Origin of the sequence: Xanthomonas sp. NCPPB 1325 (genome assembly GCF_041477645.2) — a bacterium.
GTDB classification, from domain to species: domain Bacteria; phylum Pseudomonadota; class Gammaproteobacteria; order Xanthomonadales; family Xanthomonadaceae; genus Xanthomonas; species Xanthomonas cannabis.
Map to the genome: position 1 here is coordinate 1,061,869 of NZ_CM192985.1, position 14,225 is coordinate 1,076,093.

The following is a 14,225-nucleotide window of genomic DNA, read 5'->3' on the forward strand; positions in this document are numbered from 1 at the left end:
GCGAGAGGTGGACGTGCCCCGCCGTGCCGATCCGGATCTGAGACAGGCGACTGTCTGAGCCAATGGGGACCAGGCTGGCACCTATCTTCGCCTCCCCATTTCCGATTCCCGGCCCTTGAGCCCCACCGTACCGTCTGGTACGTTCGCTCGGCGTTCTCCCCCGAACCACGGATGCATGGCAATCGCCGCTGGGCCATCCCGGCCCGGCCTCGCGTGGGAGAGAGCAGCATGAACAGGGTTTGGATCCGCGGCATCGCCGCCATCGCATTGCTCGTGGCGGCGGCGTCAGCAACTGCGGGCGCTTTCAGCAAGACCTACGAGCGCATCCCCGGCTGGGATGGGGCGCCGATGGGCGCACTGGTGCTGGTGCCGCAAGGGCAGGGGAGCGGGCCGTTTCCGCTGATCGTGATGCCGGCCAGCTGGTCGTTGCCCAACCTGGAATACCTCGGGCGGGCTACCCAGCTGGCCAGCGATGGCTACGTGGTCGTCAGCTACACCTCGCGCGGGTTCTGGGACTCGGCCGGGCAGATTGACATTGCCGGGCAGGACACCGTGGAAGACGTCAGTGCGGTGATCGATTGGGCATTGGCGCATACGCCCTCCAATCCCGAGGCGATCGGTGCGTCGGGCATCTCCTACGGCGCGGGCATCAGCCTGCTGGCCGCCGAGCGCGACCCGCGCATCAAGGCAGTGGCGGCGCTCAGTGGCTGGGCGGACCTGGAGGCGTCGCTGTACTCCAATCGCACCGTCAGCCAGCAGGGTGTCGGTCTGTTGGTGGGCGCAGGCGCGCTGACCGGCCGACCGGGGCCGGATCTGGCGCAGATCGGCGCACGCGTTGCGCAAGGCGATTACGACGGCGCGGTGCAGGGCTTCCTGCCGCAGGCCGCCTCGCGCAGCCCGGCCACCGAGGTGGCGGCCCTCAACGCGCGCGGCACCGCCGTGCTGCTGGGCAATGCCTTCAACGATGGGCTGTTCCCGCCGAACCAGATGATTGCCTTCTTCAATCAGCTGCGCGGCCCCAAGCAGTTGCTGCTCAGCCAGGGCGATCACGCCACCACGGAGTTGCCCGGCGCGCTGGGGCTGCCGAACGAGATCTATACGGCAGCCACACGCTGGTTCGATCGCCATCTCAAACAGCTGCGGAACGGCGTGGACGCCGAGGCACCGGTGCGGCTGTCGCCGCGCGCCGGACAATGGCTGGCATATGCGGATTGGGCGGCGGTGCAGCAGGGCAGCACGCGCCTGGGACTGTCTGCACCGACCGGCGTGCTCAGTCCGACCGGTGGGTTGATCGGCGGCACTGCCAGTGGCTGGCAGTCGCGCATCGCCACCGATGTGCCGACGGTGGCAGACTCCGGCGTGGTGCTGGTCAGCGGCCTGCTGCAGGGCATCGGCGTGCCGGTGACCACCTCGATTCCGCTGGTCAACCGCGCCGGTGCTGCGGTGTGGGTAGGCTCGCCATCGAGCAGTATGCGGCGGCTGGCGGGCAGCCCGTCATTGCGAGTGACCGTAGTGCCCAGCCAACCGAAGGTGAGCCTGTTCGCGTATCTGTATCGCATGGACGCCCTGGGCGTGGCGCAACTGATCACGCATGCGCCGTATTCGCTGCGCGATGCAACGCCCGGCCGCGCGGTGACGCTTGACTGGCAGCTGCAAGCGGCAGCAACAGAGATTCCTGCGGGGCAGCGGCTGGTACTGGTGATCGACACCCGCGATGCGCGTTACACGGATGCCAGCGACGGCGGCGGCACGGTGACATTCTCCTCGCCGGTGGCGACGCCTTCGGTGTTGAACCTGCCGCTGCGTTAATGCGTCGACCAGCGTGCGGCGCATGGCGTTTTCGAAGAGTGGGGTGGGCCTGGGTTCCGCATGCGGAGGTATCGGATGACACGGCAGGGCTCGGAGCCAAACAACGCCATGACCTCAAGAACCTCCGCTGGCGAATGATTGCTAGCCTGGATAATTCTGCTTCAGAGCTTTTAGAGCGTCAAAGCTGCAGCTCTGCACCGTTGCTGCAGGGCCCTTGCCCGCCCACCATCGCAGGACACGCTGCAAGTACGTCCATGTAGCTCCGTGGCGGCATCCATGCCGCCAAGGGTCCCGCGACGGTGGGCGGGCAAGGACCAGTCAAGTTGGCTGGTTCGCAAAGTTCTCAACGAGCAACGGCAAGCCGTGACACGCTGTCTTGATTCTTCAACAAAACCACCAGCCAACTGTCTGGCGTGGTGTCCTCACCGATTGCGGGACCGTGTGGCGGCATGGATGCCGCCACCGAGCCTCCACGGACGGATTCACGGCGTGTCCCGCAATCGGTGAGGGCGCCGCGCCCTCGACCAGACTTCAAGAGCCAAGTGATCGCGATACGCACAGTGCAGCCGCCTCGACCTGACTGCTCAATACCGGCAGATCAGGTGGAAAGCGGATCATCTTCGCCTTTGCTGCACGGCCCTTGCCCGCCCACCATCGCGGGACACGCTGCAAGTACGTCCATGTAAGCTCCGTGGCGGCATCCATGCCGCCAAGGGTCCCGCGACGGTGGGCGGGCAAGGACCAGTCAAGTTGGCTGGTTGGCAAAGTTCTCAACGAGCAACGGCAAGCCGCGACACGCTGTCTTGATTCTTCAACAAAACCACCAGCCAACTGTTTGGCGTGGTGTCCTCGCCGCTTGCGGGACCGTGTGGCGGCATGGATGCCGCCACCGAGCCTCCGCGGACGGATTCACGGCGTGTCCCGCAAGCGGTGAGGGCGCCGCGCCCTCGACCGGCTTGAAGGTCAATCGCGATAGGCACGCGATGCAGTCGTCGCTATCTGATTGCTCAATACTGGCAGATCAGGCGGAGAGCGGATGATCTGCGCCGTTGCTGCAGGGCTCTTGCCCGCCCACCATCGCGGGACACGCTGCAAGTACGTCCATGTAGCTCCGTGGCGGCATCCATGCCGCCAAGGGTCCCACGACGGTGGGCGGGCAAGGACCAGTCGCGTTGGTCGGTGTGCAGGCTTTCAACAGAGCAACCAGCCAATCGTGCGACGCGGTGTCTTCGCTCTTCAGTAAAACCACCAACCAACTGTCTGGCGTGGTGGCCTCATCGGTTGCGGGACCGTTGGCGGTATGGATGCCGCCATCGAGCCTTCTCTGTTCGGAATGTGGCAGCGTAGGTGTCTAGGGCCTGCGTGGGGACCGCACACTCGCAGGCCTCGGCTCGACCTGGCAGGAACGTGCCTGCAGCGCGTCCGCATTGCATGATTTATGCGGAATTTACGCGGCGGCCAATTCAGGTCCATAGCGACTTTACGCCGGGCAGGCAGAAACTGCGCGCAGTGGCGGAGCGGTTCCGCTGTGGACGATCCTGATGCATCCCTTGACCTGTCTGCTCCATCGGCGCGGCGCGCACGGTGCGGCAGCGCTTTGCCGTGTTGGCACGCGCCCGTTGCCTGCGCCGTCGCACCTCGCATCCATCGCGCCGCGCTGTGCGCGTCTGGGGGAGTAGCCCATGCCTGCCTGGATGTCCCTGTTGTGCGGCGTGGCCGTACTCGTTGCTGCGGCCTACCTGTTGTACGTGGTGCTGCGGCCCGAAGACTTCTGATGCGAGTGCGCTCCAATGAGTGAAACCTTTCTTGTCTATGCGCTGGCCATCGTGCTGGCGTGGCCCCTGGGCCGTTATCTGGCTGCGGTGATGCGCGGCGCGCCGATGCGCGGCGATGCGTTATTCGGCTGGATCGAGCGTCCGTTGTATACCTTGCTCGGCACGCGTCCGCAGCAGGGCATGTCGTGGCGCGGTTACAGCGTGGCCTTTCTGCTCAGCAATCTGGCCGTCGGCGTGCTGACCTGGGTGGTGTTCATGACCCAGGCCTGGCTGCCGTTCAATCCGGACGGCATCGCGAACCTGCGCTGGGATACGGCGCTGCACACCATGGTGTCGTTCGTCACCAACACCAACCAGCAACATTATTCCGGTCAGGCGCAGCTGTCGTACCTGTCGCAGATGACCGGCATCGTCGGCCTGCAGGTGGTGACGCCGATGATGGGCCTGGCGTTGGCGGTGGCCACCTTGCGCGCGTTGTTCGGTGGGCGAGTGGCCGCGGGTTTGCCCGATGCCTTGCCGGTATTGGATACGACGGCGAGCACACGGATGCAGATGGTCGCTCAGCCCGATCCGGACGCAGCAGCAATGCGGCAGGGATGGCAGCAGCCGACGCCTGACGCAGCGCTTTCGCCTGACGCCGACGTGGGCAATTATTGGGCCGACGTCATCCGCGCCAGCGTGCGCGTGCTGTTGCCGCTGTGCCTGTTGTGGAGCGTGCTGCTCGGCTGGCAAGGCGTGCCGTCGACCTTGCAGGGCGCGGCGACCGCAACGCCCCTGGATGGCAGTGCCAGCATGTCCAGCCAGACCATTCCGGTCGGCCCGGTGGCGGCGATGGTGGCGGCCAAACAGCTCGGCACCAACGGCGGTGGCTGGTATGGGCCCAACAGTTCGGTGGCGCTGGAAAACCCCACGCCGTTGAGCAATCTGCTTGAAACGCTCGCATTGGTCTTGCTGCCGATGAGCGTGGTGTTCATGGTCGGCTCTCTGACCGGGCGCAAGCGCCTCACCGCGTTGGTGTTCGGCACCATGTTGACGATGTCGGCCGCGTCCACTGCATTGTTGCTGTGGTCCGAAGCGCACTCGGCCAGCGCGGGTTCGCCCGCACTGATGGAAGGCAAGGAAGTGCGCATCGGTGCCGATGCTTCGGCGTTGTGGGCGGCATTGACCACGCAGACCTCCAACGGCTCGGTCAACGCGATGCACGATTCGCTGGCGCCGTTGAGCGGCCTGGTCACGTTGGTCGACATGCTGATCAACGCCATCTGGGGCGGCATCGGCTGCGGCTTGCAGCAGTTCGTGGTGTATCTGTTGCTGAGCGTGTTTCTGGCCGGGTTGATGACCGGACGTACGCCGGAATTGTTCGGCCGCAAGATCGAAGCGCGCGAAGTGCAGTTGCTTGCGTTGTTGATTTTGCTGCAACCGCTGGTGGTGTTGGGCTTCACCGCAGTGGCGCTGGCGGTGCCGGCATTCACGGCCAATTCCAATCCTGGTTTCCATGGCATCAGCCAGGTGTTCTACGAGTACACCTCGGCGTTCGCCAACAACGGGTCCGGTTTTGAAGGCCTGGGCGATGCCACGTACTGGTGGAATCTGAGCTGCTCGGCGGTGTTGGCGCTGGGACGGTATCCGGCGTTGATCCTGCCGCTGATGGTGGCCGCGCGCATGGCAGTGAAGCGGCGCGCGCCGGAGTCGGCCGGTAGCCTGCAGGTCGAGACGCCTACCTTTGCGCTGACCCTGATGGCCATCGTGCTGGTGCTGACCGTGCTGCAGTTCATGCCGGCGCTGGTGCTGGGCCCTATCGCTGAACACCTCGCCCTGGCGGCGTCCTGAGAGTCTTGAGCAATGTCTACGATCGATACGACTGAAAAACGCGCGCGCGGCGACGCGGCGTTGTTCGATGCTGCCGTGCTGGTGGCGGCGATGCGCGCGGCCTTCATCAAGCTGTCGCCGCGGCATCTGCTGCGCAGCCCGGTGATAGCGGTGGTGATGGGCGGCACGGCGCTGGCGGCGGTGATTACCGCCAGCGGGCATGGCAATGCCGGCTTCGGCTGGGCGGTGACGGCGATCCTGTTCGTCACCGTGTTGTTCGGCAATTTCGCCGAGGCCATTGCAGAAGCGCGTGGCCGCGGCCAGGCCGCCTCGTTGCGGCGTGCGCGCAAGGATCTGGTGGCACGCCGGGTGGAAACCGCACTGGGTGGGCGCGAGACGCGCGTGCCCGCCGCCGAGCTGCGGCCGGGCGATTATGTGATGGTGTCCGAAGGCGAGTTCGTGCCGGCCGATGGCGAAATCGTGCGTGGCGTTGCAACGATCAACGAAGCGGCGGTGACCGGCGAATCGGCACCGGTGCTGCGCGAGGCGGGCACCGACCGCAGCGGTGTGATCGGCGGCACGCGCGTGCTCTCCGACGAGATCGTGTTCAAGGTCACCGCCGAGCCCGGCCAGAGTTTCCTGGATCGCATGATTGCGTTGGTGGAAGGCGCCAATCGGCAGAAGACGCCGAACGAAATCGCGCTGACCTTGTTGCTGGCCGCGATGACGCTGACCTTCCTGATCGTGGTGGCCTCGTTGCCGGCGATTGCCGGGTTCGTCGGCGTAACGCTGGATCCGTTGCTGCTGATCGCGCTGCTGGTGTGCCTGATCCCGACCACCATCGGCGGGCTGTTGCCGGCGATCGGCATTGCCGGCATGAACCGCGCGCTGTCGGCCAATGTGCTGGCCAAATCCGGCAAGGCAGTGGAGGTGGCCGGCGACGTGGATGTGTTGCTGCTCGACAAGACCGGCACCATCACCTACGGCGATCGGCAGGCCACTGCGTTTCATCCGTTGGCCGGCATCGACCGTGCGCAACTGCGCGATGCGGCGATGCTGGCCTCGTTGGCCGATCCGACGCCGGAAGGTAAATCCATCGTCAAGCTGGCACGCCAGCAAGGCGCGGTGGCCGTCGAGCCCGAGGGCGCACATTTCATCGGCTTCACCGCGCAGACGCGCATGTCCGGTGTGGATCTTGCCGGGCGCAGCATCCGCAAGGGCGCCGGCGATGCGATCGTGGCCTATGTGCAGGCGCAGGGTGCCACGGTATCGCCGGAATTGCAGGGGCGTATCGAAGAAGTCGCGCGTGGCGGTGCCACACCGCTGGTGGTGGCCGAAGGCCGGCATGTACTCGGTGTGGTCGAACTGAGCGATGTGGTCAAGCAGGGCATCAAGGAAAAGTTCGCGCAGCTGCGTGCGATGGGCATCAAGACGGTGATGATTACCGGCGACAACCCGCTCACCGCCGCCGCCATTGCCGCCGAAGCCGGCGTGGACGATTACATCGCCCAGGCGCGCCCGGAAGACAAGCTCGCGCGCATCCGCGCCGAGCAGGCCGGTGGGCGGCTGGTGGCGATGGTGGGCGATGGCACCAACGATGCACCGGCGCTTGCCCAGGCCGACGTGGGCCTGGCGATGAACTCCGGCACGCAGGCGGCCAAGGAGGCGGGCAACATGGTGGACCTGGATTCGGATCCGGCCAAGCTGCTGGCGGTGGTGGAAGTGGGCAAGCAGCAACTGATCACGCGCGGCGCGTTGACCACGTTCTCGCTGGCCAACGATGTGTCCAAGTATTTCGCGATCCTGCCGGCGCTGTTTGCCGCAGCGATTCCGTCGATGGCCGCGCTCAATGTCATGCAGTTATCCAACCCGCGTCATGCGGTGCTGGCGGCGTTGATCTTCAATGCGTTGATCATCCCGGCGTTGATTCCGCTGGCCTTGCGCGGCGTGCGCTTTCGTCCGTCCAGCGCCACCGCCTTGTTGCGCCGGAACATGCTGATCTACGGGCTGGGCGGCGTGCTGCTGCCGTTCGCCGCCATCAAATTGATCGACCTGGCGCTTGCCGCCACCCTGGGTGCCTGAGCCATGACCACATCTTCCATCACCACTGCCACCACGCCAGCGTTGCGCGATGACGGCGCAGTACGCGCCTCGGTCGTGCTGGCGCTGTTTATCTTGTTGGGATTGGGCCTGGCCTACTCGCTGATCGCCACCGGCATCACCGGTGCGCTGTTTCCGGCCCAGGCGCACGGCTCGCTGCTGCGCCAGGACACGCGCGTGATCGGGTCGGCCCTGGTCGCCCAGCCCTTCAGCGATGCGCGCTACTTTCAGCCGCGCCCATCGGCGGCCAAGTACGACCTCACCGCCGCCGCCGGCAGCAACCAGGCGCGCTCCAACCCGGACCTGCAGGCGCGCATTGCCGCCACCCGGGCCGAGGTCGCCGCGCGCGACGGCATCGCCCCGGACGCAGTGCCCGGCGAACTGCTGACCCAGTCCGGCAGCGGCCTGGACCCGCACCTGAGCCCGGCCGGTGCCCAGGTGCAGGTGCGCCGCATCGCCGCCGCCCGCGGCTGGCCGGAACCACGCGTCAGCGCGCTGCTGCAGGCTGCTATCGAACCACCCCAGTTCGGCCTGCTCGGCCAGCCGCGGGTGAATGTGCTCGCATTGAATCTGGCGCTGGATGCTGCCAGTGATCGGTAACTGTCGGGAATCGGGACCTGGGACCCGGGACCCGGGACCCGGGACCCGGGACCCGGAAAGCATAGCCTCTTCGGCCTTGCGCTTTGCCGCTCCCCGACGGCATGACTGGCAAGCGCCGTCACCGCCCAGCGTTGCGCGCTAAGCTTCTCCGGGTCCCGGGTCCCGGGTCCCGGGTCCCGCCCCGAACCCCGAACCCCGAACCCCGAACCCCACCCCGGCCTCCATGCCCGACGCCCGCACCCAGCAAGCCGACGCGCTGATCGGCGAATTACAGCGCGAACACGGCGGGCGCCTGACGGTGTTCCTGGGCGCCGCGCCCGGCGTGGGCAAGACCTACGCCATGTTGTCGCGGGCGCGCGAGCGGCTGCGCCAGGGCATGGATGTGGTGGCCGGGGTGGTGGAAACCCACGGGCGTAGTGAAACGGCCGCCTTGCTGGACGGCTTGCCGCTGCTGCCGCGCGCCCGCGTGAGCTATCAGGGGCGGGTGCTGGAAGAACTGGACCTGGATGCACTGCTGGCGCGCAAGCCGCAGCTGGCGCTGATCGACGAGCTGGCCCACCGCAATGTGCCGGGTAGCCGGCATGAGCGCCGCTGGCAGGACATCGTGGAACTGCTCGATGCCGGGATCGACGTCTACACCACGGTCAACATCCAGCACCTGGAAAGCCTCAACGACATCGTGCTGCGCATCACCGGGGTGCGCGTGTCCGAGACCGTGCCCGATGCGGTGTTCGATCGCCTGCGCGACATCGTGCTGGTGGACCTGCCGCCACGCGAACTGATCGAGCGCCTGCAGCAGGGCAAGGTGTATCTGCCCGAACAGGCCACGCAGGCGCTACAGGCGTTTTTCTCGCCGTCCAACCTCACCGCATTGCGCGAGCTGGCGATGCAGACCGCCGCCGACCGTGTCGACAGCGATCTGCGCGACACCCAGGCCGCACGCGGCCTGCCCGGCACCGCTGCGTTGCGGCGCCGCGTGGTGGTGGCCATCGATGGGCGTGGCAGCTCGGATTATCTGGTGCGGGTGGCGCGGCGGTTGTCGGAGCGCCGCGATGCGCCCTGGACGGTGGTGACGGTGCAGACACGCACCGTGGCCGATGCCCACTGGCAGCTGGAGATCGACCGCGCCTTCGCGCTCACGCGCCGCCTCGGCGGCGATACCGCGCTGCTGCATGGCGCCAATGTCGCCGACGCCTTGCTGGATTTCGCCGCGCAAAACGGCATCTCCACCCTGGTGCTGGGGCGTACCCGCGAACGCCCGCTGGCGCGCATGTTCAACCGCACCCTGACCCAGCAACTGCTGCAACGCGGCGCGCATTACGAGCTGGTCATCGTCAGCTCCGCCGATGCGCGCGCACGCGCGCGGCAGCGCTGGCGCAACCCGCGCCAATGGCTGCAGCGGTACGACCTGGCGTTCGCCGCAATCGCTGCGGCAGGTGCGGTGGCGGTGGCGTGGTTGCTGCAGCGCTGGACCGACATCGACGACCTGTCGATGGTGTTCATCGTGGCGGTGGTGCTGGTGGCCTCGCGCACGCGCATGGCGGCCGCCGTGATCGCTGCGCTGCTGAGTTTTGTCGCCTACAACTTCTTCTTCATCGAACCGCGCTTCACCCTGCATATCAGCGCGCGCCAGGGCGTGGTGACGGTGTGTTTGTTCCTGATTGCCGCGCTGGTCGCCGGCCGGCTGGCCTCGCGCCTGCGCAGCCAGGTGCTGGCCTTGCGCGCGGCCAATGCGCACGCCAACGCGCTGCAAGCGCTGGGCCGCCAGCTCAGCACCGCCGCCGATCTGGGCCAGGTGCTCGAAGCCGGCCGTCGCGCCCTGGCCACCGCGCTGGATGCCGAGGTCTGGCTGCGCCTGGAGCAGCGCGAAAGCGAGGTGCCCACCAGCTTCGGTGCGCTCGATCGCAGCGCAGCGGACTGGGCCCAACGCCATGGCCAACCGGCCGGCCGTTTCACCGACACTTTGGCCGGCGCCCACTGGTGGTGCCTGCCGGTGCGCCACGAGCGGGGCACCCTGGGCGTGGCCGCGCTGCGCTTTCGGCAGGCCGTGCAGCGGCCCGGCCTGGAGCAACGCCGCCTGGCCGAAGCGATGGTGGAAGACATCGGGCAGGCCGCGCTGCGCACGCGCCTGGTTGCCGATCTGGAAGGCGCGCGCGTCAGTGGCGAGACCGAGCGATTGCGCTCGGCCTTGTTGTCGTCGGTGTCGCACGATCTGCGCTCGCCGCTGGCCTCGATGATCGGCTCTGCCAGCAGCCTGGCCAGCTACGGCGATGCGATGGACGCGCAGGATCGCCACGCGCTGCTCGACACCATCCAGCTCGAAGGGGAGCGGCTGGATCGCTACATCCAGAACCTGCTCGACATGACCAAGCTCGGCCACACCGGGCTCACCTTGAATCGCGACTGGATCGGCGTGGACGAATTGATCGGCTCGGCCACCCGCCGCCTGCAGCGCTACCAGCCGGAAACGCGCCTGCAGCTGGAACTGGCGGCCGAGCTGCCGGCCATCTGGGTCCACCCGGCGCTGGTCGAACAGGCCATCTTCAACGTGCTGGAGAATGCGGCGAAATTTTCGCCAGCCGGTGCGGCAGTCACCGTGCACGCGCGCCTGCAGGCCGGCGCCTTGCAGATCGATATCGGCGACCAGGGCCCGGGCATTCCCGAAGACGAACGCGCGCGCATCTTCGACATGTTCTACAGCGTGGAGCGCGGCGACCGCGGGCGCAACGGCACCGGGCTGGGCCTTGCCATTTGCCAGGGCATGATCGGCGCGCATGGCGGCAGCGTGCAGGCATTGGCCGGCGCACATGGTCACGGCACCACCATTCGCATTACGCTGCCGTTGCTCGTCCCTGCCGCGCCACCTCGCCCCGATGCCGACTGACCCTACTGCCATCCCGCCCGCCCGCGTGCTGATCGTCGACGACGAGCCGCAGATCCGTCGTTTTCTGGACATCAGCCTGCGTGCGCAGGGCTACCGCGTGCTGCAGGCCGGCACCGCCGAAGAAGGCCTGGCCACGCTGGCCGGGCAGGGCGCCGAATTGGTGGTGCTGGACATCGGCCTGCCCGACCGCGATGGGCACGAGGTGCTGCGCGAGATCCGCCAGTGGTCCAACGTGCCGGTGATCATGCTCACCGTGCGCGCCGGCGAAACCGAAAAGGTCGCCGCCCTCGACGCCGGGGCCAACGATTACGTGACCAAACCCTTCGGCGTGCAGGAACTGATGGCACGCATCCGCGCTTTGCTGCGCCAGGCCGGCGCCGGTAGCACGGTGGAAGAAAGCGTGTTCGACGATGGCCGCCTGCATATCCATCTGGGCCTGCGCGAAGTCACGCTAGCAGGCGAGCCCGTGCCGCTGAGTCGCAAGGAATACGCCTTGCTCGCACTGCTGCTCAAGCACGCAGGCCGCGTGGTTACCCAGCCGCAACTGCTACGCGAAGTGTGGGGCCCCACCCACGAAGAAGACACCCATTACCTGCGCATCCTGGTCGGTAAACTGCGCCAGAAACTGCACGACGATGCCGCCGACCCGCACTACATCGTCACCGAACCCGGCGTCGGGCTACGCTTTATCGGTGTGACGCGCTGAGGCAGGTGTACTGCCATCCCTGCCGCGCCAAGTTGCTGCAAGCAGCAAGGTGGCCTCTTTCCCGGTGCTGTCATTGCGAGTGAGCCGATGCGAGCGGCGCAGTGCGGTGCGTCGATAGCCGCATCATCGCAGACGCCGTGTGCATCGCAAGCGCACAGCTCCGCGCTTGCGAGTACGCGTTGCAGTGTCGCAGGCGCGCAACCTCACTCCAACGGCGGCAGCACCTTGCCCGGATTCAAGATCCCATCCGGGTCCAGCGCGGCCTTGACCGCGCGCATCGCCGCCAGTGTGGGTGCGCTGAATGCCTGCGCCATGAAATCGCGCTTGGCCACGCCGATGCCGTGTTCGCCGGAGAGCGTGCCTTCCAGCGACAGCACCAATGCGAACAGCCGCGGCAACGCCGCGTGCGCGCGTGCGTCTTCGCTGGCATCGGCGGGGTCGTACATGATGTTGACGTGCAGGTTGCCGTTGCCTGCGTGGCCGAAGGCGACGATGGGCAGCGCGAATTCCGCAGCAAGCGCTTCCACGCCGGCCACCAGCGCGGGAATGCGCGACACCGGCACCACCACGTCTTCGTTGATCTTGCCGGGCTTGATCGTGCGTAGTGCGGGCGACAGCGCGCGCCGCGCGGCCCACAACTTGTCGCGCGCGCTGCCGTCGGCGGCGATGTCCAGACTCAGCACGCCCTCGCCATTGGCGGCGTCGTGCAGTGCCTGCAATGCGTAGGGCAGGGTGTCGTGATCGCCGTCGGCTTCGACCAGCAGCATCGCGCCGGCGTCGGGTACATCGCTGCCATTGCGGCGTAGCAGTGCAATGGCACTGGCATCCATGAATTCCAGCATGGTCGGCGTGGTCGGCTGCGCCATGATGCGCGACACCGCGGCCGCAGCGCTGGACGCGTCGCGGTACAGCGCGCGCAAGCCGGCCTGGGCGATGGCGCGTGGCGTCAGTTTCAAGGTCGCTTCGACGATGATCGCCAGGGTGCCTTCGCTGCCCACCAATAAATGGGTGAGGTCGTAGCCGGTGGAATTCTTGGTGTATGCGCCGCCGCAGCGGATCACCTCGCCGGTGCCGGTCACCGCCACCAGGCCGAGCACGTTGTCGCGGGTGGCGCCGTACTTCACCGCGCGCGGGCCGCCGGCGTTGGTGGATAGATTGCCGCCGACGCTACAGATCTCCGCACTGGAGGGGTCCGGTGGCCAGAACAGGCCGTGCGGCTGCAACGCCTGTTGCAGGTCGCCATTGAGCACGCCGGGCTGCACCACGGCGCAGCGGTCTTCCGGGCGCAACGCAACGATGCGATTCATGCGCGCCATCGACACCACCACGCCGCCGGAAAACGGCACCGCCGCGCCGGTGGTGCCGGTGCCGGTGCCGCGCGCCACGATCGGCACGCCGTGCGCGCGGCAGGCCTGCACGATCGCCACCACATCTGCGGTATCGCGCGGCAACGCGACGGCAGCAGGCAATGCCCAGCGGCGCGAATCGTCTTCGCCGTAGCGGCGGCGCGCATCGTCGCCTGTCAACCAGCCCTCGGCACCGAGGCGCGCGGCCAGCAGATCGGCCAGTGCAGCGGGAAGTACGTCGGTCATCGCATTTGATCCTGTGGTGTCGTGCGCTGGATGCATCTCCAGCCCAGCACGGCGACGGTGAGCGGCAGCCAGACCCAGCGCAGCTCGGAGCGCAGCGTGTCCAGGCCGCGCGCATTGAAAAATCCGTTGGCGAACGGCGACACGCGAATGGGCCGCCACGGTGCGAACCAGCGTGTCTGGTCCCACGGCCAGCCCAGTGCCACGCCCAGGCCGCCGGAGGTCAGCGCATCCAGCAACGGGTGCGATGCGGCGCAGACGAACAAAAACACAGCCGCCTGCACGGCATCGGCACGCAACAGGCGATGCGCGGCGCCCCCGAGTAACGCCATCACTGCGGCGAACAACAGCGAGTGGCTGGCACCGCGATGGCCGAACGCATCGGCATACGGGATGTGCAACGCAAAGGCCGCCACGTCGGCGTCCGGCAGCATCGCCGCCAGCACACCGGCAGCCAGCAGGCGTGGCGAGACGCGGCCGCGTTCACTGGCGCACCAGAGCGCCAGCGGCACCGCAGCGTGGGTCATGATGGTCGGCATCGAACGTCGGTAATGGCGTGGGTAGCGAGCGTCGGGCGTGGTCAGCAATCGTCGGCGCGGAACGCGTCGCGGATCCAGTGCAACACCGGCGGTTCGCCACTGGCGTCGACCACATCGAAGCGGCACGGCAGCGCCGCCAGCGCGGGGTGATGGACAAGAAACAATTGCGCGGCCAGTACCAGCTTGCGGCGCTTGCGCACATCCACCGAAGTCGCGCCGCCGCCGAAGCGGTCGTCGCGCCGGTAACGCACTTCCACAAACACCAGCGATTGCCCGTCGCGCATCACCAGATCCAGTTCGCCGCCGCGGTAGTTGGCATTACTCACCACCAGCCGCAAACCGGCCTGCTCCAGCATGACGCGTGCAGCCGCTTCCACTGCCGCACCGCGCCGCTGACGCGCAGCCGGCATGGCC

General features: G+C 67.3%; 10 protein-coding genes. 7 read left to right on the top strand and 3 right to left on the bottom strand.

All coding sequences use genetic code 11. The features are described from left to right. Positions 1-228: 228 nt before the first annotated feature. The 7 genes from ACCQ10_RS04205 (at position 229) to ACCQ10_RS04235 (ending at position 11,683) form a co-directional block, all read left to right on the top strand. Entirely contained in the window at positions 229-1,809 is a 1,581-nt protein-coding gene (locus ACCQ10_RS04205; RefSeq protein ID WP_372362329.1) for a CocE/NonD family hydrolase, read from the top strand. Positions 1,810-3,491: 1,682 nt separating this feature from the next. Then, positions 3,492-3,584 carry a potassium-transporting ATPase subunit F gene (locus ACCQ10_RS04210; RefSeq protein WP_039408212.1) on the top strand — a complete coding sequence of 31 codons (93 nt, stop codon included), beginning with the start codon at positions 3,492-3,494 and terminating at the stop codon, positions 3,582-3,584. A 15-nt stretch (positions 3,585-3,599) separates the two neighbouring features. Next, entirely contained in the window at positions 3,600-5,414 is a 1,815-nt protein-coding gene (gene kdpA, locus ACCQ10_RS04215; RefSeq protein ID WP_372362330.1) for a potassium-transporting ATPase subunit KdpA, read from the top strand. Positions 5,415-5,426: 12 nt separating this feature from the next. After that, complete coding sequence (gene kdpB, locus ACCQ10_RS04220; RefSeq protein WP_372362331.1) at positions 5,427-7,475, top strand: potassium-transporting ATPase subunit KdpB; 2,049 nt, start codon at positions 5,427-5,429, stop codon at positions 7,473-7,475. A 3-nt stretch (positions 7,476-7,478) separates the two neighbouring features. Beyond that, on the top strand, positions 7,479-8,093 hold the full coding sequence (gene kdpC / locus ACCQ10_RS04225) for a potassium-transporting ATPase subunit KdpC (protein ID WP_372362332.1): 615 nt from the start codon (positions 7,479-7,481) through the stop codon (positions 8,091-8,093). Between the two features lie 223 nt (positions 8,094-8,316). After that, positions 8,317-10,977 (top strand): DUF4118 domain-containing protein, encoded by a 2,661-nt coding sequence (locus ACCQ10_RS04230; RefSeq protein ID WP_372362333.1) that lies wholly within the window; start codon positions 8,317-8,319, stop codon positions 10,975-10,977. After that, complete coding sequence (locus ACCQ10_RS04235; RefSeq protein WP_372362334.1) at positions 10,967-11,683, top strand: response regulator; 717 nt, start codon at positions 10,967-10,969, stop codon at positions 11,681-11,683. Before ACCQ10_RS04230 ends, ACCQ10_RS04235 begins: the two co-directional genes overlap by 11 nt. 203 nt (positions 11,684-11,886) lie before the next feature. On the opposite strand, the gene ACCQ10_RS04240 is transcribed toward ACCQ10_RS04235, so the two are convergent. The 3 genes from ACCQ10_RS04240 to ACCQ10_RS04250 are packed head-to-tail and all read right to left on the bottom strand — an operon-like array spanning position 11,887 to position 14,221. Beyond that, positions 11,887-13,275 carry an FAD-binding oxidoreductase gene (locus ACCQ10_RS04240; protein WP_372362335.1) on the bottom strand — a complete coding sequence of 463 codons (1,389 nt, stop codon included), beginning with the start codon at positions 13,273-13,275 and terminating at the stop codon, positions 11,887-11,889. Then, entirely contained in the window at positions 13,272-13,811 is a 540-nt protein-coding gene (locus tag ACCQ10_RS04245; protein ID WP_372362336.1) for a metal-dependent hydrolase, read from the bottom strand. The genes ACCQ10_RS04240 and ACCQ10_RS04245 overlap by 4 nt, the downstream gene beginning before the upstream one ends. 41 nt (positions 13,812-13,852) lie before the next feature. Further along, positions 13,853-14,221 carry a YraN family protein gene (locus ACCQ10_RS04250; RefSeq protein WP_372362337.1) on the bottom strand — a complete coding sequence of 123 codons (369 nt, stop codon included), beginning with the start codon at positions 14,219-14,221 and terminating at the stop codon, positions 13,853-13,855. Positions 14,222-14,225 lie beyond the last annotated feature (4 nt).

Bases quoted from the DNA above. Each gene is read 5' to 3' on its own strand.
- ACCQ10_RS04235 (WP_372362334.1), top strand. From the start codon at position 10,967: ATGCCGACTGACCCTACTGCCATCCCGCCCGCCCGCGTGCTGATCGTC.
- kdpB (WP_372362331.1), top strand. From the start codon at position 5,427: ATGTCTACGATCGATACGACTGAAAAACGCGCGCGCGGCGACGCGGCG.
- ACCQ10_RS04240 (WP_372362335.1), bottom strand. From the start codon at position 13,275: ATGACCGACGTACTTCCCGCTGCACTGGCCGATCTGCTGGCCGCGCGC.
- kdpC (WP_372362332.1), top strand. From the start codon at position 7,479: ATGACCACATCTTCCATCACCACTGCCACCACGCCAGCGTTGCGCGAT.
- kdpA (WP_372362330.1), top strand. From the start codon at position 3,600: ATGAGTGAAACCTTTCTTGTCTATGCGCTGGCCATCGTGCTGGCGTGG.
- ACCQ10_RS04230 (WP_372362333.1), top strand. From the start codon at position 8,317: ATGCCCGACGCCCGCACCCAGCAAGCCGACGCGCTGATCGGCGAATTA.
- ACCQ10_RS04205 (WP_372362329.1), top strand. From the start codon at position 229: ATGAACAGGGTTTGGATCCGCGGCATCGCCGCCATCGCATTGCTCGTG.
- ACCQ10_RS04210 (WP_039408212.1), top strand. From the start codon at position 3,492: ATGCCTGCCTGGATGTCCCTGTTGTGCGGCGTGGCCGTACTCGTTGCT.
- ACCQ10_RS04250 (WP_372362337.1), bottom strand. From the start codon at position 14,221: ATGCCGGCTGCGCGTCAGCGGCGCGGTGCGGCAGTGGAAGCGGCTGCA.
- ACCQ10_RS04245 (WP_372362336.1), bottom strand. From the start codon at position 13,811: ATGCCGACCATCATGACCCACGCTGCGGTGCCGCTGGCGCTCTGGTGC.